Here is a 22,578-nt window from a genome sequence, read left to right as displayed (position 1 = left end):
TTGTCTGCTACCGCGCTCGCCGCCAAGCCCGTCAGCAAGACCGCCACCCGCCGCGCCGAAGCCAACCAGGTCAACCCCAAGGCCACTAACGACAGGTTCCGCGCCGCCCAGGCCAAGGCCCGCCGCGAACAGCAACGCCTCAACTACATCACCACCGGCGGGCGGTTGTGGGCGCCGAAGCGCAGCAACGGCTTGAAGTTCGTCGACATCTTTTGCGGCGCGGGCGGCTCGTCCATCGGCCTGGCAGCCGCCGGGTACGAGCTGCTGCTGGCCGCGAATCATTGGGCGACCGCGATCGACACGCACGCGGCGAACTTCGCCGACGCCGAGCATCTGTGCGCCGACGTCAACAACTACGACTTCCGGTACCTGCCGCGCGGCGCGGACGTGCTCTGGGCCTCGCCGATCTGTACGGAGCTCAGTCCCGCAGGCGGCAACGGCGGCCCGAAGCGTTCCGACGACGGCTTCGACACGGTGGAGATGCTCGGTCATGTCAGCGAGAAGGGCCGCGAACGCACCCGGGCGACGTTCATGGACGTCATCCGCGCCACCGAAGTGTGGCGGTTCAAAGCCGTCCTGATCGAGAACGTGCCCGACGTGGCCGAGCGGTGGGAACTGTTCGACTGGTGGCTGGCCGGAATGGCACGCCTGGGCTACCACTACCAGCTGGTGAGCGTGAACAGCGCGCACGTCGGCGGTGACGGCATCCCATACGCCCCGCAGTGGCGCGATCGGCTCTACATCGTGTTCGTCCGCAAGGATATCGGCCGTACCCCCGACATCGAACCCCGTCCGATCTCGCGGTGCTTCACCTGCGAGCGCGACGTTCACGGCGTGCAGACATGGCTGCCGAAGATGCACAACCGGAAATTCCGGGTCGGCCGCTACCGGCGCAACCCGAACTCCTCCTACGGGCAATACTGGTACACCTGCCCGAACAGCGGCTGCGGACTGCGTGTCGAGCCGTACGTCCTGCCCGCGGCGACCGCGATCGACTGGTCCGACCTCGGGGTTCGCATCGGCGACCTGCCCCGCACCGACCGCAAGCCGGAAGGGCTCGCGCCCAAGACGATGGCCCGTATCCGGGCCGGGATGCGCAAGTACGGCAACCGGCGGATGGTCGCCACCATCGCCGGGAACACCTACGAGCGTCCCGGCTACCTGCGGGCGTGGCCGGCCGACCAGGCCCCGATGGCCACCGCCCAGTGCTCGCCCACGCTCGGCGCCGTCGTCCCGCCCGGCGCGTTCTACGTCAAGAACTTCACCGACGACCAAGACCCCGGCCGCATGTGCACGGGCGTCGGCGACGAACCGTTCGGCACCGTCATTACGATCGACCACCACGGCCTGCTCACCCCGCCGCCGACGGGGGCGTTCCGAGTCAACAGCAACCACGACAACGACCGCATCCACCCCCTCGACAGCTATCCTCTCGCGGCGTGCACCACCAAGATGGGCGACGGCATCGTCATCCCGCCCATGTCCGTGCCGGTCGGCGGCACCTGGGCCGAGGACCCGATCGACCTGACCGCCGGGCCGGGCCGCACCGTGATGGCCAACGAGAAGGGATGCGAAGCCCTGGTCACCCCGTACCCCGGCGCGTTCATCGACGTGCAGCGCAACCACGCCGAGGCCCTACCGATCGAGGGCCCGCTGGCGACCGTCACGACCGCCCGCCACAACGCCCTGGTCGTCCCGTACTACTCGACGGGCGCGGCCAGCACCACCGGCGAGCCGATCGGGACCGTCTCCACCCGCGACCGGTTCGCCATGGTCACCGCCGAGGAACTGGCCGCCCGCGCCGACGCCGACGTCTTCGACGCCTTCTACCGGATGCTCAAGTCCCGCGAAAGCCTGCGCGCCCAGACCTTCCCCGACGACTACCTCGTCCTCGGCGGCAGCGGCGAACAGACGATGCAGGCCGGGAACGCCGTGAGCTGCAACGTCGCCCAGTGGATCGGCGAGCGCGTCGCCGAGGTCCTCATCCCACACCCGATTTTCTGATGCCCCTCGACCCGAACCCGCGGTCCGCGCACAGCCGGCGCGCGGACCGCCTATCCCCCGCCGCGAGGAATTCATGACCATGCTCGGCTGGTGCAACGGCGACATGGTCGACCAGCTGCTTCACGACGCGATCTGACATCCGCCACCCGATCAGGAAAGAAACCACGATTCAGGCAAAGGTGCGTGACCTGCTGTTCATGCCTCGCCCACCCCGTAGCCACGGCTGCCCCGGCGGGCGCACTGTGGTCCTGCTACCCGACAGCATTTCCACCATGGCGGTGGGCTGCTGCGAAGACCAGCGGTGGCGCAGCTGGAATGGCATCACCATCGATCTCTGGGCCACCCTCATCGGCCCCGCCGCGACGCTCGACGCCAGTGACATCTTCACCCAGATCCCCGGATGCCACTCCATGGCCCACATCATCGGCCAGCCAGACAGGCGGCTCCTCGGCTTCCACCACGACACCACGCTCACCCTGGTCCGCGCGATGCCGCATTCGTGCGGCGCCGCGCCCGGCCGGATATGCAATCTGCCCTGGCACAAGGGTTCCTGCACCGCGCCGACGGCGTCGCCCATGGACCTTGCCGTCCCGGCGCCGTGACGCCCCACGCCGCCGCCACAAGCACTCCTAAGCCGGCCTCGAACACGATTCCTAGATCTTGTCGAGCAACCGCAACAGCAAGTCAGCCAACAGCACGATCTCCGCAGCCTCCGTGGCGTCACTGAAGTCCACCCGCCGATGGCTCGACGGATTCTTGAACAGCCCGATCGCACCTTGGAACAGGTTCATCTGCGCGGTCGACTCACCACCCTCCAGATCCTCGCGGAACAACGGGCCGCCCTGCCGAAACGCCTTCGTCATAAGTTTGACCCCGACCTCGTCCGGCCCAGTGCCGAGCCCGGCTTTCGCTCGAACTTGGACCTCGACTTCCTTCATCGCCGCGAACGCGGCAGTCTCAAAGTCACCTCGAAGGAACTGCGGGCGCGCGACGTGCTCGAGCGCTGGAACCAGCTCAACGTCCAACCGCTCCACCGCACGCAGCCACTGCAGGCCATCCTGCAGCAATTGCCGTCCCTTACGACTGATCTCGAAGCCCTTGTCGACGTCATTGGTCAAGCTCCATACGACCAAGCCGTGACGATCCAACCAGTTCCAAGCCTCACTCAACGCCAGCGCGGCATCCGGGCGCTTCACCCCGGCCTGCCTCGCCTCAAGCAGCCAGCTGCGCCAGTTCCATGCGTTGGTTCTGTCGGCATCACGCAAGATCAGCAACGCCAACTCGTCCAGCGGCAGCGCAACGATCTGATCATCAGTCAGGTTCAATCCATTAGGCACCGTTGCATTGTCGTGGTCGCCGGAGCACTCGGCCCACTAGGTTTCCCCTCGCTCTGCAGCCAGCGACCGGATCCAGGATGCCTCGATCAGGCCACCGCCATCCGATCGGGTGAAGTGCAGATAAGCACCTCGGATTTCAAACGCGGCCCCGGCCAGCGGCTGCTCACCACCCTGACCCGGGAGCTCGGTCTCGGCGACCCGGCCCGAATCCTCTACGGGTCCTTGCCGAGATCATTCCGGCCATGCAGACGGGACCGATCCGCTCGACCACCCATGGGGGCACGTCTTGAAAGCCGGTGGACCTATGACCGCAACACTCGAATTGGGGTGCCCAGCGCCGCTGTATCAGGGCGTCACGTATGTGATTCCCTGCGGTCGTGCCAAATGGGACCGGCCCGCCCGGGCTAGGGACCTCTACCGGGGACAGATGTTTCGGCACACGCTGGAGAACGCGGAATTGGCCGCGCAGCACGGGCCGGCTCGGGTGCTGCTGCTGTCCGGCAAATTCGGCCTGGTGGAGCTGGATCGGGTGCTGGCACCGTACGACCAGCGCATCGACGCGCCGGGATCGGTGACGGTTGCCACCCTGGCCACGCAGGCGAAAGCGTTCGGGATCGGGTGGCGGTCGCAGGTGGTCGCGTTGCTGCCACAGGCCTACCTCCGGCCGCTGAACGAGGCGCTGCGCACGCTGCACGTATATCCGATGGATGCCTACGAGGGGTGCCGAGGCAACGGCGAGCAGCGGCGGGTCAACGCGTTCGTCGGCGGCCGCCCTGACCACAGTCCTCGCAGCGGCAGCGCGTCCGGCGCGGGGCTGGCCGTATGGATCGGCGCGGACGTCAACGCGTTCTGGTGGAGCACCCCGGCACCGGTGCTGGTGTCATACGACCGGCTCCGCGACCTCGTCGGGCTGCCCGTGGCGGCCGCGCCGTGGGTGCTTGACTCGGGCGGCTACCGGGAGCTGGTGAAGCACCGAGGGTGGACGGTGTCGGGCAGCCAGTACACCGCCGACATCCGCCGGTATCGCACCGAGGTCGGTCGGTTGGTGTGGGCGGCGGCGCAGGACTGGCCGGCGAGCCCGACGGCGTTGCGGGCGACCGGGCTGACCGAGTTCGATCATCAGATTCGCACCACCGTCTCGGCCGCGCAGTTACGGGCGGCGGACACCGGCGTGCAGATTCTGACCGTGGTCACCGGAACGACACCGGCCGGGTACCTGCGGCACCTGGACATATACCGGCGAGCCGGCATCGACCTGCACTCCGAGCCGTTGGTCGGGGTGGGCGCGCTACTCGGTCGGCCACCGGGCGAGGCGGCCCAGATCGTCGAGATGCTGCACGCGGCCGGGCTGCACCGGCTACATCTGTTCGGCGGCAAGGGCCGCCTGTTGGAAGCGGTTGGGGATCTCGTCACCTCGATCGACTCGGCGGGTTGGTCCGACGACATGCGCCGCCGCGCGGACTTGTGCCCGCACGGCCTCGTCAAATGGGAGCGCAACTGCCCGCAGGCCGCCCGCGAGTGGGCGCACCGGCAACGCGCGCTCGCCGCACGTGCCCCGTCCGGGCCACGGTCGGACCCGTGGGCGTATCTGCTGGAAGACCTGCCAGCCGCCGTCTGACCTGCTCATTTGGCGACCCGGTCCCGATCAACTACCTTGTCCCGACCCGACCAGCCGCCGCCACCTCTCCACACCTCTGACCTGCACGAACGCACACCAGGGCGCACGTCTCGGCGCAACCTGCTCCGTGACAGGAACATCGAGAAATCCCGCCGAACCCTGCGCACCTGACCGATCCCCATCCCTTCCGACGAACGCCCGTTCCGGCATCCCGCCGGGGCGGGCGTTCGCGTTCCCAGCCCTTTGCCTGAACAGTCACGTACGCCATCGGAGGCACCCGAGTAATGGCACACCTGACCATCACGCACACTCACCAGGACGGCACCAAGCTCACCGGCTCGCAGAAGAAGGACGGCGTCTACGAGATCGTTCGCAGGAACGGCTTCACCTGGCGCCGCGGCCAGGGAATCCACATCCGGCCGAGCCGCGACCTCGATGCCAAGACCTGGATCATCAACCGTGCCGCGAGCGCACTGCGCGACGCTGGGCACGAGGTCACCATCGAGATCGACAACACGCCGCGTCCGACCGCGGTCGTCGAAGCCGAGCGACAGGAACGAGCGGAAGATCGTGCCGAGCGCTACGCCGTGCGAGCCGGGAAGGCGGACGCTGCCGGCGACGCCCGCCTCGATGCGGCCCGGTCCATCACCGACGGCATCCCCTTCGGGCAGCCCATCTTGGTCGATCACTATTCGGCCGGCAGGCACCGCCGCGACCTCAGCCGCGCCGACAACCACCGCGGCAAGGCCGTCGAACTGTGGAAGAAGGGCGAGCACCTCGCCGACCGTGCGCGCGGCGCGGTCGCCCATCAGAAGCAGCGGGAGAACCCGCGCACCACGATGCGCCGCATCGAGAAGCTGGAGGCCGACAAGCGGCGCTACCAGCGCGAACTCGACGGCTACGAACGGAACTTCCGCAACGGCAGCGGCGATGTCGCATTCGTGGAGACACACGAGCCGGCCACGAGTAGGCGGAGCGAGGATCTGCAACGCTGGATCGCTCACGCCGACGAGCAGATCACCTACTGGCGTGCCCAACTGGCCGCGCACGAGGAGTCTGGCAAGTTCGTGCTCTGGGCCCGGGAGCACTTCGTCAAGGGCGACTCGGTGCGGCACCACGGCTTCGGCGACTGGTACGAGGTGACCCGTGTCAACACGAAGTCGATCAGCGTCACCGGCAGCAGCTGGGGCTGGCCGCGCACCATCCCCTGGGACAAGGTTGCCGGGCGGCGCCGCGACGGCATGCAGTGGGACACACCAAACGGCGAGCCGTGGCCGGTGGAGCTAGCCCGCAAAATCGCACGCTGGCGCAGTCTCGAACGAGACCTGGCCGACAACGACTCCAGTACGGAGGCGCTGTTCAAACGCGGCAGGATCGAGCTCGCACGCAACATCGCGCTCGGCCTCGACATGCACGCCAGCGACGCCGAGGCCGCTGCGTGCCTGGAAGGCGTGACCGACACGGCGACCGACCGGAACGTGAAGGCCGCCTTCGTCGACGTCTACGACCGGCTCGCCGCGGGAGAGACAGCTGCCGAAGTGAAGGCCTCCTACGAGCCGATAGAACTGGCCGCGGCGTGGCGGATGCCCGACCGGGAGCCGGTGCGCCGGGCCGCCGTGAAGTCGTTCTTCAAACGGGACCGTGACGACATCATCGCCGTACAGCCCGGCGACCTGATCGTCGGCTTCTACGACCGGGGCTACGGCAAGGACCACCTGGTGCGGGGCTTCTGCGGCCCGGTCGCGGCGGTGTCAGCGGTCAACGACCGGCGCGAGTCCGGCGAGTTCGTGACCATCACACTCGCTAGTGGGCAGGAGCGTACGTTCAAGCTGCCCTTGTGGTTCGCGGTGCACCCGGCAGGCACCTGGGAACAGGAAACCCCGCCTGCGGCTGCAGCCGCGTTGGCCGTAGCCAAGGTAAGCAAGGCAGAGACAATGACGGTCGCTGCGGCCGCCGACCCGGAACCCCAACCGTCGGCGGTCGACAGCGCGGTCGAACAGCGGACCGCAATTGGCGGGGCCAGCGACGATGACGGCGACGACCCGTGGGGACCACTGTTGGCAGAACTCAGGATGCTGGCTGACCAGCGACAGTAGGAGTTTGCGGCCCTGGCCCCAATCCGATAGCATCGTCCGGCTGGACCGGACAGCCTGAGATGCGATCGGTGGAGGCGTCATGGCCAGATACGGCCACTGGGTTCTGTTCGCCGAGGACATCGCGGCGATCTGGACTGAGGAGCGTCGCAGGACTGAAGGGCCCGACGCGCCCGCCGTCCCTGTCGACCGGGTCTGGGACTTCCTCCGCTGGTCGAAGCCAACTCCGGAAGGCGCAAAGCGCCCCCACCGGTACGAAAACCACCCCATGCCCTATCCCCGGGAAGCGCGAGGTCCCAACTTCGCGCTTTGGGGCGCCGAGCAAGTAGACGACCTGCGCACGTTTTGGCACGACCGGCTTCCGAACGCGGAGCGCGACCCTGGGCGCATCGAGCAGCGCAAGACTGAATGGGAGCAGGATCTAAAAGGGGTGAAAGTACGTACGCGGTAATCACTCATCTGCGGAGGCACCCGAGATGAACGACCCTGACCTAGAGCAGCGGGATCCGAGCACAGGTTGCCCGGAGTGGTGCGAGATGCACGTCGATGGGCGGCACGTCGGAGCCCTGAACTTGGACGGCTCCGTGAAAGGCTCCAACGTCTACACCCGGCTGGTCGGCTACGACGACGGTGGGGTCGGCATCGAGGTCGTCGTGGCGCAGGTCGATGGCAGCAAGAAGCCCGCCCGAATCGAGCTGACACCCGACGACATCGCCCAGCACGCCCTGGTCACGCAAGCCATGGAAACGGACCTGCGGAACTCACTCGCGGCATTCGAGAACGGCACGCCGGTCGACGACAACGGCGACCACCCGAACCGGTAGTAGACGCCGCGAACAGTCGGCGCCGCAGAGCACCACAACTCGCAGGCCCCTACCGACCCCCGTCCGGGGGCGGCTACACCACCAATGGCAAACCCCCTGCAGTCGAAGGCCAGCAACGCGCCGGCGGGCCGCGGCCGTGTTGAACCCGCGCACCTGGTGCACTTCGCCCGAAGTCCACGAACCGCCGACGGCACCCGGCAGCGGATCCTTGCCCGGGTCGCAGGCGTACGACCACGGCGAGCTGGCCGTATGGGTGATCGCCCGGATTCCAGCGTCGTACGGGCCCAACATCACGCGGTTGACCGCCGTCACAGGCTGACCTCGCTCGTCCTCATGAGGCTCACCAGCGGCTACGAGCCGTGACCCGTGGTGCTACTTCCGCACCGACGTCGGCCCTATCCGGTGGCCGACGCAGAGCCATTCCCATTGGAGCCCGTGGGCGGGCCCAAGCCTGCAGCGCAAACCCGCCCCCGGTGCTCCCTGCCACAGGGAGTACCAACAGTGTCCAGCTATCCGCACCATCTCACCAAGCGATTGCACTCTCACCGCCACCGCGCTGATGATATCGCCGACCAACTGCGGCACTCGGTCGTGCGGACCCTCGCTCGCGCAGTCCTCGTGGCTCTGGTGGTGCTCGTCGCCGTCGCAGCGGTCGGCGGGTTCGTGACTGGGTTCGTCGGGGTGCTCGTCGTCAAGGTATTGACCCATCGACAGGCAGTCGCCCGCAGCCGGCAGGCCGCCGCCGCACGAGCGCGGCGACGATGCCCAGCCGCCAGACAGCGTCCCGCCGCGAGGCGACGTGCTACCCGAACAGCGGTGCGGCGATGAGCACCCCGACCGCAACGGAGCCGGGCGAGGCGACAACAGCCCTCGCGGATGGCGGAGTGCAGGCATCGGTAGCCCAAGCCGACAAACGGGCGGCCCGCATCGTTGCCCGCGGCATGCGCAGGGAGGCCAAGTCCCGGGCAGCGGCCCAAGAGCGGAAGGCCGAACAAGCTGCGGCCCAGGGCGGGAGGCCGCTCGCGCCCAACAGGCGACCGCGAAGGCACAGGCCCGCGATGCCCGATGGGCCGCCCGCCGCGCCACGGTCGTTGCGGTGGCCCATCGGATGGGCCGCCTGGCCGCGGCGGCCCGCCGGGAAGCCGCAGCGGTGTACTCCATGAGCGTCTACGCCACCGTGGTGTACGTGGCCGCCTCGTCGCAAACGCAGGTGTTCCACGAGCAGCTGCACTGGGTATGGCCACGCGCGGTCGGGGCCGCGGCCTTCATCGAGGGCACCAGCCTGGCGTTCGCGCTGACCGCGCATCGGCTGCGCCTCGAGGGTGAGCGTGCCTGCATCGCCAGGGTGCTGACCTGGGTCGCGGCGTTGTTTGGGGCAGGGATCAACTACTTCGCCCACGCGTTCGACCCGGCCTTGCCGTGGTGGCTGGCCCAACTGCATGGCATCGCGGTAGGTGTGTCTTCGCTGGTCGGGATCATTTTGTGGGAGATCCGCTCGAGCGCCCGCAGCCGCAAGGCGATGCGCCTGGCGGAGAAGAAGAAGTCCTTGCCAAAGGCGCAGCTAGGCCTGGACTTCTGGATCCGGTACCCGCGACGGGCCTACTGGGCATGGACGGCGATGGTCGCCAAGCCTCAGGTACGGACCCGTGAGGCCGCCATCAACCAAGGAGATCAGCTCTACGACCAGTACCGGGCACGCCGGGCCCTTGCCCAGGCCCGGCGCAAGGCAGTGAAGGCCGACAAGGTATTCCTGGCGGCGGCGCGGAAGGCCGCGATGCGGGCCGCGGCGAAGGGTGAGCCCGGACCGGCCCTGTACTACCTGTGCCTGCTGGCCCAGCGGGGCCCGTCCGTGCTCGCCGCGCGCCCAAAACTGGGTGCCGCACCCGATGGGGCCGATACCGCGCCGAACCCCGGGCGCGCGCCTGGGGAACCGGACAACAGGCAGGGAGGTGAGTGTGCGCAGACGACGCCCGACCTGATCGCGGCCCTGCAGGCCCTGACCGGGCAGATCGCGGCCCTGACCGGCGATGGCCGCTGGCCCCTGGCCGAGCCGGTCATCACACCGGAGCGGGAGTGGCGGGAACGCCTCGACGAACTCGACGCCGCGTACCGCACCGACGACGGCGGAGAGGTGCCGATCCCGGGCCGGCGCAGCGTCATCGTCCACATGGCCGCGCGCAGGACCCGGAACCGGTACGCGTGGACCTCACACAAAGTGGTCGATCAAGCGATCCACGACCTCCGCGCTCGAAGGAACCCATCACCAGCTCCGGCATCGTGACGCGGAGGCGACCCGGCGCGCTGCGGGCTACTGCCCCGGCGGGCCCGCCGGCCGGCATCTGGCCTGCATAAGGCCCAAGACGTGCAGGGACATGTACCCAGTCCCGGGCCGGACATACAACGCCGCCTGGCAGAACGAACCAGGAATAGAGATGCAAATGCTCACGCGATCTCCGACGAGGACACATGGGTCCGCTCGCACATCTGCCACCAAGACACAGACCACCATTGAAAAGTGATACGGTTCTCAGCCGTCTACCCTGCACTCAATCTGCGGAGCGCCGCGCTGAGACAGCCGCTAGCTTGTGGATGCACAGAACCGAAATTCGAAGATTTCTCGCCCACGTAACGACCATTCACATACCTGATATCGGGAGCAATCTTCATGGCCAAGCAAGTGGTTACCCTCATCACCGATGACATCGACGGAAGCGAAGCCGACCGTACGGTGGAATTCGCCGTGGACGGCGTCACCTACACCATAGACCTCTCCGACAAGAACATCGGCAAACTCCGTAAGGCCCTCGACCCCTACATCGCGGCCGGCACCCGAGTGACCCGCACGAACAGTCACCCCCGCGGCGCAGGGCGAACCACGGCCGCGCCCGCACGTGTGGACCGTCAGCAGAACCAGGCCATCCGGGAGTGGGCAGCCAAGAACGGCTACGAGATCAGCGACCGCGGCCGCATTCCGGCCGCCGTTATGGAGGCGTTCCACAACCAGCGATAAGGCCCGATGGGCTCGCCAGAGGCGACGTAGCCGGTCAGCTTGCCCGTCAGATCGGACAGGGGTGGCCAGCTAGTCACCGGGCGCGGCGGGCCGCGCATCATGGCGGGGCATCCCAGCGCAACAGGCTGGCTCCGCCCCCGCGCATTGCCACCCTGGTGGCGTCGCGCCGCCCAAGCCTGGCGTAAGCGGGTGACTGCGTGGTCTTTGATGAGTGCCGCGAAGGTGGCAACAGCTCGCCTGTTTGCGCCTTGTACTCGGCGGTGAAGCTACGCCGGGTCGGACGCGGGGCCGGATTGACCGGCGATGATGCGCTGGGCTGGTCACTCTGTCGCAGTGGCCAACGCGCATCCGTTAGCGCGGGCGGCGGCAACGGAGACCACCCTTGCCAACGTCGATGACGGTGTAGCCGCGTACTTGGAGAATCCCCTTCCGGGGCCGGCCTGCTCACACTTCCGTCCGCTGATCGATCGCTGCCTCGTAGAAGGCGTCCGCGAGCGCCATGATGACAGCGCTGATGCCAGGGCCGTCGCTGAAGAAGTAGTCGGCCATGGTGTTGTGGGCCTCCTGGTTGTCGACGACCGCCTCAGTGACCGCCGCCTGGAAGTCCTGCGATTCCATGAACTGCTTCTTCGAGTTCACCTTGGCCTGGTTGACCAGATCCGGGTAGGCGAGCAGCCGCTGCACCAGTCCTTGCACGAACTCACGAACCTGAGACGCCGAGAAAGACTCGGCACCGAAGAGGTCGTTCATCTTGTCGATGACGACCTGCAGTGCGACGTACTTCGGCTCCTTCCGGGTGCCGGTGCCCGCGGCGCCGATGCCCTTGAGCTCGCCGTCACCGGTCAGCGAGATGTCGACCGCGGTCCCCTTGTTGTGCTTGACCCCGACCAGGACCACGTCGGAAAGGTCGACCTCCGCGGCCCAGGAGGAGTCTGCGATGACCTTTTCCAGGAGCCGCAGGAAGATCGACAGCATCTCCATGTACGGGTCGCCGTAGTCGACGATCTGGCTCATGAAGTCGTAGAGCCGGACGTAGGTGGAGACGTCCTTACGGAACAGGTCGAGGGTGTTGAGGGTGACCTTGTCGTCGGCCTCGATCGCCGCCGCGTATCGGCGGGCGAAGTCGTTCTTGGCTGGGCTGATCGCTGCCGAGAGCGCGTTGTTGCCCTTGCGGGTGACCCACAGTTCGGCGACCTCGCGCACCTGCGCTGGCGTGTAGATGCCGGACTGAGCGAGCTTATTTCCGAGGTGGACGACGATGTACGGGTCGGTCTCGGTCTCTATGGTGGCGTTGGTGAAGTACGGCTCAAACGCAGTCCGGATGTCCTCAGGCTTGTTCACGAAGTCGATGACGAACGTCTTGCGCTTCTGTTCCCCGCCCGCAGTGCGGTGGGTGCGGTTGAGCCGGGACAGTGTCTGTACGGCAGTGACCCCGGAGAGCTTCTTATCGACGTACATGGCCGAGAGTAGCGGCTGGTCGAATCCTGTCTGGAATTTATTGGCGACTAGCATGATCTTGTATGTCGTGCCCTTGAAGGCGGCGGCCAGGTCCGAGCCGGCGCCGGGGTTGAGGTTGGCCTCGGTGAACTCGTCGTCCTTGCTTGGCTGTGGCCCCCAGTCCGAAGCCCACTCCTCGTTCTCGGCCATGGTCACCGAGCCGGAGAAGGCGACCAGGGTGCGGTAGTTGTACGAGGCGTCCTTGGCGGCACGCTTGGCGATGTAGGCGTCGATCGCCTTCTTGTACTTCACCGCGGCCTTGCGCGAGTCGGTCACAACCATCGCCTTCGCCTTGCTCTCCAGCAGGTGGGCGACGTTGGCGTGGAAGTGCTCGACGATGATCTGCACCTTCTGACTGATGTTGGTCGGGTGCAGCTTCACCCACCGCATCAGCCCCTTACGCGCCGCGGCCTCCTCTACCTCGCCACCGTCGCCGCGCTCAGCCTTGCCGGCGATCTTCAGCGCGGTGTCGTAGGACTGGTAGCCCCTGAGCACGTCGAGGATGTAGCCCTCCTCGATCGCCTGCCGCATCGAATAGAGGTGGAACTCGACCGGCTTCCCGTCAGGGCCCTTGCGGCCGAAGAGGTCCAGGGTCTTGTTCTTCGGCGTTGCCGTGAACGCGAGGTAGGAGATGTTCTCCGACTCGGCCCGCTCAGTCATCTCCGAGGCCAGGATCGCCTCGATGTCGACCTCACCGCCTTCCTCGATCTCCTTGACCTCCTCCGCGGTCAGCACGGCCTTGAGCTTGGAAGAGATCTGGCCGGACTGCGAGGAGTGCGCCTCGTCGGCGATCACCGCGAACCGTCGTCCCTTCAGCGAGGAGTCGGCCCGGATCTCGTCGAGGGCGAAGGGGAAGGTCTGCACCGTCACTGCGATAATCAGCTCCCCGTTCTTCAAGGCGGTCGCCAGCAGCCCGGATTTCGACTTCGCCCCCGCCTTGCGGACGTCCTGCGGGCTGATCGTGGCCACGATCTTCCCCGACCCGTCGATCTGCCGGATCGCCTCCTGGAGCTGCCCGTCGAGTACGGTGCGGTCCACGACCACGATCACTGAGTCGAAGACCTTCTCGTCGTTCACGTGCAGCCGCGCCAGTCGGTGCGCGGTCCAGGCGATGGTGTTCGTCTTCCCTGAGCCTGCCGAGTGCTCGATCAGGTAGCGATGCCCCACCCCCTCCTCGCGCACTGCGGCCACGACGTTCGTCACGGCCTCCCATTGGTGGAACCGTGGGAAAAGCATGCTCGTACGCCGCACGGACGTCCCGGTCGCGACATCCCATTCCTCCTTGGTCTCCACGATCATCAGCCGGCCGATGATGTTGAGCCAGGCGTCCTTCTCCCAGACCCTCTCCCATAGGTATGCCGTCGCCGACCGCCCGCCCTCAGCCGGCGGATTCCCCGCGCCACTCTCGTGGCCCATGTTGAACGGCAGGAAGTGCGTCTTCTCGCCCTCCAGCCTGGTGGTCATCGCGGCTAGGTCGTTGGAGACCGCGAAGTGCACCAGCGCCCGATGCCCGAACGACAACAGCGGCTCCGGCCGCCCATTGGTCAACGGATGCCGGCCTTTGCGGTACTGGTTGATCGCCTCATCGAGGGACTGCGTAAAGTCGGTCTTCAGCTCGACGGTGGCCACCGGGAGCCCGTTGACGAATAAGACCAGGTCGATGCTTCGCTGGTCAGCGGTGGAGAAGTGCACCTGCCGCATCACCCGCACCCGCATCGCCGCGTACTGCTCACTGGTGGTCGCGTTCAAGCTGGTCTCGGGGCGGAACTGCGCCATCTTCAACCGGCCACCACCGATGTACTGCACCCCGTTGCGCAGGATGTTCAACGTCCCGCCACCATGCTCGAGAGGCTTGTCGAGCGCCGTCGCCAGCACATCGAGGAATTTCGCCTCCGACCCCGCAGCCTTCAAAGCCTTCGCGTACGCCAGCTTCTGGGTCTCCTCCAGCCAGGCGAACAGGTCCTCGGAGAACAGGGCACGTTCGCGGTCGTATCCGGTGTCGCTCACCGAGTGGAGCCACCCCTGGGACTCCAGGTACGCGCAAATCTCGGACTCGAAGACGACCTCGTTGTGATCGGCCATCACGCCATCTCCCGTATGTCGATCTGACCAGTTACGGATGCGGTGATGAGCGCAGCACGGCGTTCGCGAGCGAGTTCGATGAACCGCTCCGTCTCAGCAATCAACGCGTCGAGCTTCGCCGTCTGCCCGTCGAGGTACGCGGCAACGTGGCGCTGCTCACCCAAAGCCGGCAATCGCACGCGAAGCTCTCGAATGTCCCGCTGAGAGATCTTCTGCATCGAGTGGCTCATCCCCTTGGACGCAGCACTGATCTGTACACGCATGCCAGGAGACCCGAGCGCATACGCCACGAACGCGGGATCCGCGTCGTCCGTAAGCGAGAGACCGTACGTGAGATCGGAGAGAAGCAATCGCGGGTAGCTACCGTCGACCACAGCAGCAGCACCCACTAGATCTTTCGTGTTCGAGCGAGACATTACGAGTTCTCCCTGACGAACCGCGAGCTCCGGCCGCGGAGTCTCTTCGTCTGGTAGTCGTTTGTTCTCGGCAGGATCGAATCGGCCAGTGTTTGCGCACCCGACCTTCAGGACTCCCCACTCTGCCACCCCATCGGCGGGCCAACTCTCGCAGTTGGGGCTCCACCCCTGACGAAGCACCGCGATAACTCGCCGCAGTTCTACGTCCGCTCCCTGCGACGTCGCATGCGCGATGACGGCTGTGCGTCGCTCGCGGAGCATCTCGATCAGGCGCTGCTGCTCCTCGATGAGCGTGTCGATGCGGGCGACCTCGCGGTCGAGATAGTCGGCGATAGCACGCTGCTCCGAGAGGGGCGGCACCGGCACCGGAAGTGCATTAATCTGTGCAGTTCCGATACCTGGCTGCGCGGCCGTCTGTGAGTACTGGCCAAGGTTCATCACATGCAGGAGGTAGGCAAGCCAGCGAGAATCGACCGCGTCTGCAGCGCGGGCGACGATCGCATGTTCAGAAGCCCAGAACTCGCCGAAGACGAGGTGCACGTTGCCGCACAAGGCGCCTTGGCGCCCGATGAGGATTCGAGTGCCGTGATGAGTCTTTGCTTCGGTGTAGCCACGCAGCCCGTTGCCGCCGTACACGGGATAGGTGCCGACTGGCTCGATCGATTCGGCAGTGATCGCTTCACCAGCTTGCATACCAGGCGCAACGTATTTCACTTTCGACTCACTCCAATTGGAGGGAAGCGAAAGTCCCTGCAACCAAGCGATCTTTGCTGGGCTCGTCGAGTGCAAAGACGTCACCCCTCCACCTCCCGCAGCAGGTCGAGGATCTTGGCGACCTGCTTTTCCAGGTCGGCGTCGATCTCGGCGAGGGGGCGGGGTGGGACGTACTTGTAGAAGTGGCGGGTGAAGGGAATCTCGTAGCCGGTTTTGACTTTTGTCCATTCGATCCAGGCGTCGGGGACGTGCGGCTTCACCTCGGCGTCGAAGTACGTCTGGATGACCTCGACCTTGCCAGCCGTGCCGGCGGTCGAGCCGCCGTAGGTGAACGGGACGTTCTCATTGTCGCGCTTCTTCGGATCCGGCTTGGGATGGCCCCTGCGGTCGAGCACCGGCTGGCCGGACTCGTCGAGGAGGGGGCGCTCGACGGTGATGGTCCAGTAGCCGAACTCGTCGTTGCGCAATACCTTGGCGTAGTCTGGGTCGGCCTCGGTGCAGTCGGCGTACAACTGGACGGCCTTGGCGCGGTCCTCCTCGGTGAGTTCACGGTTCTTGGAGCCGAGGTTCTTACGCATCTTGGTCCAAAACGACGTGCCGTCGATAAGCTGGACTACGCCCTTGCGGTCTGGGTGCTTGGTGTTGTCGAGGATCCAAATGTAGGTGCCGATGCCGGTATTGAAGAACATGTTGGTCGGCAGCGCGACGATGGCATCGACCAAGTCGTTCTCCAGCAGCCACTTGCGGATATTGGAGGGGCCGGACTCGGCGCCGCCGCTAAAGAGCGGCGAGCCGTTCATCACGATCCCGGCCCGACCGCCGCCGTCCTCCGGCGCCCGCATCTTGTGAACGAGGTGCAGCAGGAAGAGCATCTGCCCGTCCGAAGTCGACGGGAGGTCGGGGGCGAACCGGCCATAGGGGCCCGCTTCGTCGCGCTCTTTCGTGACCGCCTTGGCGTACTGCTTCCAGTCGACGCCATAGGGCGGGTTGGACATGCAGAAGTCGAACTGGCGGCCCTTGAACGCGTCGTCGGTGAGCGTATTGCCGAAGGCGATGTTGGTCGCGTCGTGGCCCTTGGCCAGCAGATCGGACTTGCAGATTGCGTACGACTGCGGGTTGTACTCCTGGCCGTACAGGCTCAGCTTCGCGTCGGGATTCTGCGCAAGCAGGTGCTCCTCGGCCAGAGCGAGCATGCCGCCGGTGCCCGCGGTCGGGTCGTACAGCGTGCGGATGATGTCGGCCTCGGTCAGGTCGGCGTCCTTTTCGGCGAAGAGCAGGTCGACCAGCAGCCGGATCGCGTCTCGTGGGGTGTAGTGGTCACCGGAGGTCTCGTTCGCGGCCTCGTTGAACTTACGGATGATGTACTCGAACGCATCGCCCATGTCGGCGTTGGAGACGACGTCCGGATGCAGGTCGACGGCCTTGAAGGACGTGATGACCTCGCGCAGCAGCTCCGCCTTCTCCAGGGCGAGGATCTCCTTCTTGAACTCGAAGTACTGGAACACGTCGACATCGGGTGAGAACCGGTCGATGTAATCGACCAGGTTGTCCGCCAATCCATCGGCGTCAGCCAGCAGGTTGGCGAAGGAGTAGTTCGAGGTGTTGTAGAACGGCCTGCCGGTCGCCTTCTTGACCTCGATCTTGAGCCGGTTGGGGTTGTCGTACTTCGCCGCCAGCGCGCGCACCGTCTCCCGGTCGGGCTCAAGGATGCAGTCGAGGCGTCGCAGGATTGTGAGCGGGAGGATCACGTTGCCGTACTGGTTGGGGCGGTAGGGGCCCCGAAGTTGGTCGGCGATCGACCAGATGAAACTACCGAGGGCGCTCACAAGGCTCCTTACGAGGATCACTCGACGAAAGATGCTGGACGCCCAGCGCAAGCCCGTGCGTGCCGTCAGAGCAGGTGGCCGCGCACAGTCTGCAGCAGCCGGTGCGTCATGAGAACATCATCGCGCATCTCGACACCCCGCGTGCCACGAGGTCGGCAGCAGTGACCGGCTTGAGATTCGGCCCGAATCGTCAGTATCCCGCACGCTATGGGCGTCGATGGTGACCATGGTCCGCCGGTTGACCGGCACCAGCACCCCGGACCTGGCGACACCGGTAGACCGCCGTGCACCTCGACACGATCCTCGGCCTGATCACCGAACGCGAAGCCGCTGGACGCCGGACCGCCGATCAGATCCGCGCCGAAATCACCACGCTCGCCAGCGAACTCACCCGTATCGACGCCGACCTGGCCGACCTGGCGACCACGCGCGGCACTCTGCGCGCCCTGGCCGCGACCGAGTTCACCGCCGAGGACCCAACCGTGATCAGCTCCGCCTACCAGCAGATCCTCGCCGCACACGAGCCATCTCCTGGCCGCTCGGGTCCAGTTTTTGACCGAGATGCTCCTCGTCGAAGTGCTCGACCCGCCCATCACTCGCCCGCGTAACGCGGCCTTGAACGACGTGCCACTGCTTACCTTCGGATAGCTGTCGATGCACGCAATTTGAGTGGCTGACCGCAGCCTGCGTGCCATGGCAATGCGAGGAGCTGGGCCTTCACCTCGTGGAACAGAGCGACCACCAGGCTGTAGACCGGAAGCTGCCGTTTGCATGGCTTGGCCGCCTACATCCGGAGCGGAGTTGTCGGCGTCGTGTTGGCAGGGTCCGCGGACAAGGGACAGGATGGTCCTCGACAGACACGCGCCCATAGTGGGATCGTCAGGGGCACTGATCGAGAAGGCAACCTATCGGCGCAAACCCTTCGGGCCGTGGGATGGTCCTCCCGCCGTGAATCGGCCGGCATCAGGACCCTCGCGGTGTCCATGAGCCCGGCCGTCGCCAGGTCCTGACCACTATGCGAGCGCCCTTGCTCACAGGCAATGCCGAGGGCGCCATCTCTCCATCACGGTCTACGGCTGTACCCCGCCATCGCGTGGTCGCGTATGCCAATGGCCAAGTCCTGATCCAGACACTCGACGATCTTCACCCCGGGGTCCGTACGGATGGCATAGATCGCGTGCGGCAGGCAAGAGTCCGCGTATCCCGCGAGCGGGTGGCAAAGCCTCACGAGCCAAAACGACCCTAGGCATTCGATCTTTGGGTGCCATGTCTTCACTCGACAGGTGGTCGGTCCTGCGGGCGAAGGAAAATCATTTGTCATCATAGCTCTCGCATCCGGCCTCTAATTAGACAACGACATTTACGAGCTTTCCAGGAACGACGATCACCTTTCGGGGATCCCTGCCCTCGAGGTAGCGACGGACTTCCTCGCTACCGAGTGCAGCCTGTCGTATGGTGGCCTCGTCAGCATCCGCAGGGACAGTGACCCGTCCCCGTACCTTCCCGTTGACCTGGCACACAAGAACAATCTCGCTCGTTTGTAGAAGGTCCGCCGCGGCCTCGGGCCAGGGTGCCTTCCACACGAAGTCGCCCGTGAGTTGGAAGTATGTCTCGCTCGCGACGTGAGGCGCGAACGGCAGTAGGAGTGAGGTAAGTGTGACTAGGGCGTCACGCGCAACCTCGGTGGAAATTCCTTCCTGGAGTGCCCTGCTGATCTCGTTGGACAGCTTCATCAGCGCGGCGATCGCCGTGTTGAATCCGAACGAGTCGGTCATGTCGTTGGTAATCTGCTGTGTCGCGATGGCTGCGGCGCGACGCAACGCATGGTCTCGGCTTGGGTCGATGGAGTCGCCGATGGTTTCGCTCGTCGCGTTCAGGACGTCGGCCGTGAGGCGCCAGACCCGCTTAAGGAACCTGGACACTCCCTCAAGGCCGTTGTCTGACCAATCCGCGCCCTGGTCGGGCGGTCCCATAAACAAGACATAGCAGCGGGCGGTGTCAGCGCCGTACTTTTCGACGATCGCGCTTGGTGACACGGTGTTGCCCTTGGACTTGGACATCTTCGCGCCATCTTTGGTAATCATGCCCTGGGTAAAGAGCTTGGCAAACGGTTCTCGCACGGGAACGTGTTTGAGGTCGTACAAGACCTTGACAAGGAACCGAGCGTAGAGCAGGTGCAGAATGGCGTGTTCGATTCCACCGATGTACTGGTCGACTGGCATCCATGCGGAGAGGACGTCGCGGTCCCATGCGGCCTTGTCGTTACGAGGGTCGCAGTAGCGCAGGAAGTACCACGATGAGTCGACAAAGGTGTCCATGGTGTCGGTCTCACGCCGGGCTGGACCGTAACACTGAGGACAGGACGTGTTGACCCAGTCTGTCGCGGTTGCCAGCGGCGATTTACCCTTCGGGGCGTAGTCCTCGACGTCGGGAAGGATGACCGGAAGCTGGTCTTCGGGGACGGGACTCGCGCCACACGTATCGCAGTAGATGATCGGGATAGGGCATCCCCAGTAGCGCTGTCGGGAGAGCAGCCAGTCCCGCAGCTTGTACGAGGTGGTCTGTTCGCCAAGCCCATGCTTCGAGAGCCACTCAACAACTTCTGCTTTGGCTGTGTCCGAAGACAAGCCATTGAGATCCAGTGCGCCAGAGCCGCTCCTGCTGTTGATCGTCTGCCCCGGCCCGGTGTAGGGACCGCCGTCCCACCCTTCCGGTGCCTGGATCGTCTGGACCGCAGGAAGTCCGAATGTCTCGGCGAAGGCGCTGTCGCGTTCGTCGTGCGCCGGAACTGCCATGATGGCCCCGGTTCCATAGCCGGCCAGCACATAGTCTGCAAGGAAGATCGGAACTTCGGCGCCGTTGACGGGGTTGGTCGCGAACGCGCCGGTGAAGACTCCGGTCTTCTGCTTGCCTCCGGTCTGCCGGTCGAGCTCTGACTTCGTCAAGGTTTGGGCACGGTATGCGGCGACCGCTTCGGCCGGCACGGCATACCCGTTGGTCCACCGCTGGTCAGTCTGCGGGGGCCATGCGTCAGCGACGATCTTGTCGACTAGAGCGTGCTCGGGGGCCAGAACCATGTAGGTCGCACCGAACAAGGTGTCAGGCCGCGTCGTGAAAACCTTCATCGGTCCGGCCTCCGTCGCGAAGTCGACGTAGGCGCCTTCGGAGCGTCCAATCCAGTTTCGCTGCATGGTTTTGACATGCTCGGGCCAGACAAGCGGGTCGAGGTCCTCAAGTAGACGGTCCGCATATTCGGTGATCTTGAAGAACCACTGCTCGAGCTGCCGGAGTTCGACGACTTCGCCGCACCGCTCGCATCGCCCTCCGACAACCTGTTCATTCGCGAGGACGGTGGCGTCCTTGGGGCACCAGTTGACTGCTCCGTTCTTGCGGTACGCCAGTCCAGCCTTGTAGAGCTGAAGGAAGATCCATTGGGTCCAGCGGTAGTACTCGGGCTGATGCGTTGCGATCTCGCGTGACCAGTCGATCGAGATGCCCCATTGCTTGAACTGCTCGCGGAAAGAGGAGATCGACTCATTGGTGGATATCCGCGGGTGTTTTCCGGTTCGGATTGCATGGTTTTCGGCGGGCAAGCCGAATGCGTCGTACCCCATGGGGTGCAGGACGTACTTTCCCTGACGGCGCAGAAAGTGCGCGACCGCATCACCCACCGCGTAGTTCTTTAGATGCCCAACGTGAGGCTCCCCGCTCGTGTAGGGCAGCATCTCCAACACATACATCGGCTCACGGCTGGCGGCATCGTCGTTGTCCACTTCCCAGGACCGCTCGGAGGCCCAGACCTGCTGCCACCGGGAATCGATCTGCCTCGGGTCGAAGTCGCCGAACATCGGGAAGCCCGCGGTTCCGGACGCTTCCTGAACTGTCATCATTTCCCCTGGGATCATCGTTGGTTGCCGCCGAAAACGAAAAGACCCCTCACACAGGAGGGGTCCGCCGTGCTGCCGCGACTTACTGCCGCGTCAGCACGGCCCGAGAAGAAGCAGGCGCGGCCAGGCCATGGGCGCCAGTCTAGCGCGCCCGGGCGCAGCCTTAGATTGGGCAACGGCATAGCTTCAGGCTCAGCTCTCATCTGCAACACTCAGCAAGGCATGGAGCAATCCGGCTCCGTACTGCCGCGCGTGAACGGGGCTCACCGGCCGGCCATGGACGACGGCGTTCGGGTACTCGATCGTGAGCGCGACTCGTGTACGAGGCAGACTCCTGAGCCAGGCCGCGCACCCGCGCTGTCCTACTGCCTCTGGTTGATTCCACCGGTGAGAAAGACGAAGCAGGTCGGTATCCGGGGTCAGTGCGGCGGCCAGGGCCTTCGCGCCACTATGGTCACCGACACCCGAAGTCACGACATATGGGCGCTCCTCGATGCTGCCGCGCAAGCCGGGCGTGTGAAGGTCCAGTGCAAACAACGGGCTGATGCTCGACTCGATCAGGTCGCGAAGCGCGGCCGTGGAGCGGTAGCGAGAGCCCTGCCGTCCATAGTCACGGTTGTGGTCCCAAGGGTGACGTGCCTTGCCTTGGTCGCCTCGCTCGACGCCCTCCAGGTCCACGAACGGCACGGCTAATAGCTTGGTTTCTTGGGTTGCTGGATGACCAGAGGCCTGCATGGCGAGGAAGGCCAAAATGGCGCCCTCAAGCACATAAGACGCCATCGCTTCGCAAGCGTGATGGCGGGCCGTTAGCAGTACCGTTCGTTGTTCCGGCCGGCTGTTCGATTGGTACGAAGTTCCGACCACGCTGGTCCGGCCGGATGCCGTGCGGGCGAGAGAACTCCATCGCATGGCATTCCCAAGCCGTCTCGCGAAGTAAGTGTAGTTCTCGTAGCCGTAGGGAATTGTGGCGCAGAGGTCGACAGTTTCACCCGGTCTGACATCTACTGTGAACCCTTCATCGGGTACAGGGTGAGCAGAGAGCCATCCGACTTCCTTCCGGCCCTTCCTCCAAGGCCCGAACTGTCCGACCAGGTTGGGGCGCGCCATGGCGACGTGGATCGACTGTCTGGCGCTCGCCTTAAGACGAATTCGCCAGTACCATCGGTCGCCAGCCGAATCCCGAATGTCGCGGTCAATCACAACTCGCGCAGCGCATTTATCGACCACCACTCCGTTGCCTGTCGGGAAGTCGGTCACGGTCTGAAAATCT

General features: G+C 65.4%; 15 protein-coding genes and 1 pseudogene. 10 read left to right on the top strand and 6 right to left on the bottom strand.

The window, feature by feature from the left end:
* Both AB0B58_RS20745 and AB0B58_RS20740 read left to right on the top strand, forming a co-directional pair.
* Positions 1-2,004: a DNA cytosine methyltransferase gene (locus AB0B58_RS20745; RefSeq protein WP_360225624.1), complete on the top strand. Its 2,004-nt coding sequence runs from the start codon at positions 1-3 to the stop codon at positions 2,002-2,004.
* A 179-nt stretch (positions 2,005-2,183) separates the two neighbouring features.
* Positions 2,184-2,606: a hypothetical protein gene (locus AB0B58_RS20740; RefSeq protein WP_360225622.1), complete on the top strand. Its 423-nt coding sequence runs from the start codon at positions 2,184-2,186 to the stop codon at positions 2,604-2,606.
* A gap of 51 nt (positions 2,607-2,657) precedes the next feature.
* On the opposite strand, the gene AB0B58_RS20735 is transcribed toward AB0B58_RS20740, so the two are convergent.
* Entirely contained in the window at positions 2,658-3,341 is a 684-nt protein-coding gene (locus AB0B58_RS20735) for a TIGR02391 family protein (RefSeq protein ID WP_360225620.1), read from the bottom strand.
* Between the two features lie 304 nt (positions 3,342-3,645).
* Here AB0B58_RS20735 and AB0B58_RS20730 point away from each other — a divergent pair, with 304 nt between their 5' ends.
* From AB0B58_RS20730 to AB0B58_RS20700, 7 genes and pseudogenes are all read left to right on the top strand, one after another.
* Positions 3,646-4,959, top strand: coding sequence for a DUF6884 domain-containing protein (locus tag AB0B58_RS20730; protein WP_360225618.1), 1,314 nt, complete (start codon positions 3,646-3,648; stop codon positions 4,957-4,959).
* Positions 4,960-5,243: 284 nt separating this feature from the next.
* On the top strand, positions 5,244-7,055 hold the full coding sequence (locus tag AB0B58_RS20725) for a DUF3560 domain-containing protein (protein WP_360225616.1): 1,812 nt from the start codon (positions 5,244-5,246) through the stop codon (positions 7,053-7,055).
* A 79-nt stretch (positions 7,056-7,134) separates the two neighbouring features.
* A complete protein-coding gene (locus AB0B58_RS20720) occupies positions 7,135-7,503 on the top strand; it encodes a hypothetical protein (protein WP_360225614.1) in 369 nt (122 codons plus the stop codon).
* Between the two features lie 133 nt (positions 7,504-7,636).
* Positions 7,637-7,876 carry a hypothetical protein gene (locus AB0B58_RS20715; protein ID WP_360225612.1) on the top strand — a complete coding sequence of 80 codons (240 nt, stop codon included), beginning with the start codon at positions 7,637-7,639 and terminating at the stop codon, positions 7,874-7,876.
* A gap of 1,159 nt (positions 7,877-9,035) precedes the next feature.
* Positions 9,036-10,157: a hypothetical protein gene (locus AB0B58_RS20710; protein WP_360225610.1), complete on the top strand. Its 1,122-nt coding sequence runs from the start codon at positions 9,036-9,038 to the stop codon at positions 10,155-10,157.
* Between the two features lie 384 nt (positions 10,158-10,541).
* A complete protein-coding gene (locus AB0B58_RS20705; RefSeq protein ID WP_360225608.1) occupies positions 10,542-10,886 on the top strand; it encodes an Lsr2 family protein in 345 nt (114 codons plus the stop codon).
* 312 nt (positions 10,887-11,198) lie between these two features.
* Positions 11,199-11,306: pseudogene (locus tag AB0B58_RS20700) on the top strand (HAD hydrolase family protein); the annotation flags it as partial.
* 24 nt (positions 11,307-11,330) lie between these two features.
* Here AB0B58_RS20700 and AB0B58_RS20695 read toward each other — a convergent pair.
* The 3 genes from AB0B58_RS20695 to AB0B58_RS20685 are packed head-to-tail and all read right to left on the bottom strand — an operon-like array spanning position 11,331 to position 17,421.
* A complete protein-coding gene (locus tag AB0B58_RS20695; protein ID WP_360225606.1) occupies positions 11,331-14,465 on the bottom strand; it encodes a DEAD/DEAH box helicase family protein in 3,135 nt (1,044 codons plus the stop codon).
* A complete protein-coding gene (locus AB0B58_RS20690; protein ID WP_360225604.1) occupies positions 14,465-15,679 on the bottom strand; it encodes a restriction endonuclease subunit S in 1,215 nt (404 codons plus the stop codon). Before AB0B58_RS20690 ends, AB0B58_RS20695 begins: the two co-directional genes overlap by 1 nt.
* On the bottom strand, positions 15,676-17,421 hold the full coding sequence (locus tag AB0B58_RS20685; protein ID WP_360225602.1) for a class I SAM-dependent DNA methyltransferase: 1,746 nt from the start codon (positions 17,419-17,421) through the stop codon (positions 15,676-15,678). Before AB0B58_RS20685 ends, AB0B58_RS20690 begins: the two co-directional genes overlap by 4 nt.
* Before the next feature lie 284 nt (positions 17,422-17,705).
* On the opposite strand from AB0B58_RS20685, the gene AB0B58_RS20680 reads away from it, so the two are divergent.
* Entirely contained in the window at positions 17,706-18,029 is a 324-nt protein-coding gene (locus AB0B58_RS20680) for a hypothetical protein (RefSeq protein ID WP_360225600.1), read from the top strand.
* A 738-nt stretch (positions 18,030-18,767) separates the two neighbouring features.
* On the opposite strand, the gene leuS is transcribed toward AB0B58_RS20680, so the two are convergent.
* Complete coding sequence (leuS, locus tag AB0B58_RS20675) at positions 18,768-21,311, bottom strand: leucine--tRNA ligase (RefSeq protein WP_360225598.1); 2,544 nt, start codon at positions 21,309-21,311, stop codon at positions 18,768-18,770.
* A gap of 189 nt (positions 21,312-21,500) precedes the next feature.
* Positions 21,501-22,565 (bottom strand): hypothetical protein, encoded by a 1,065-nt coding sequence (locus tag AB0B58_RS20670; RefSeq protein ID WP_360225596.1) that lies wholly within the window; start codon positions 22,563-22,565, stop codon positions 21,501-21,503.
* Positions 22,566-22,578 lie beyond the last annotated feature (13 nt).

Origin of the sequence: Actinoplanes sp. NPDC049118 (assembly GCF_040648555.1) — a bacterium.
Lineage (GTDB): Bacteria > Actinomycetota > Actinomycetes > Mycobacteriales > Micromonosporaceae > Actinoplanes.
Note: the sequence above shows the minus strand (reverse complement) of the source record. Positions and strands in the feature narration are given on the sequence as shown.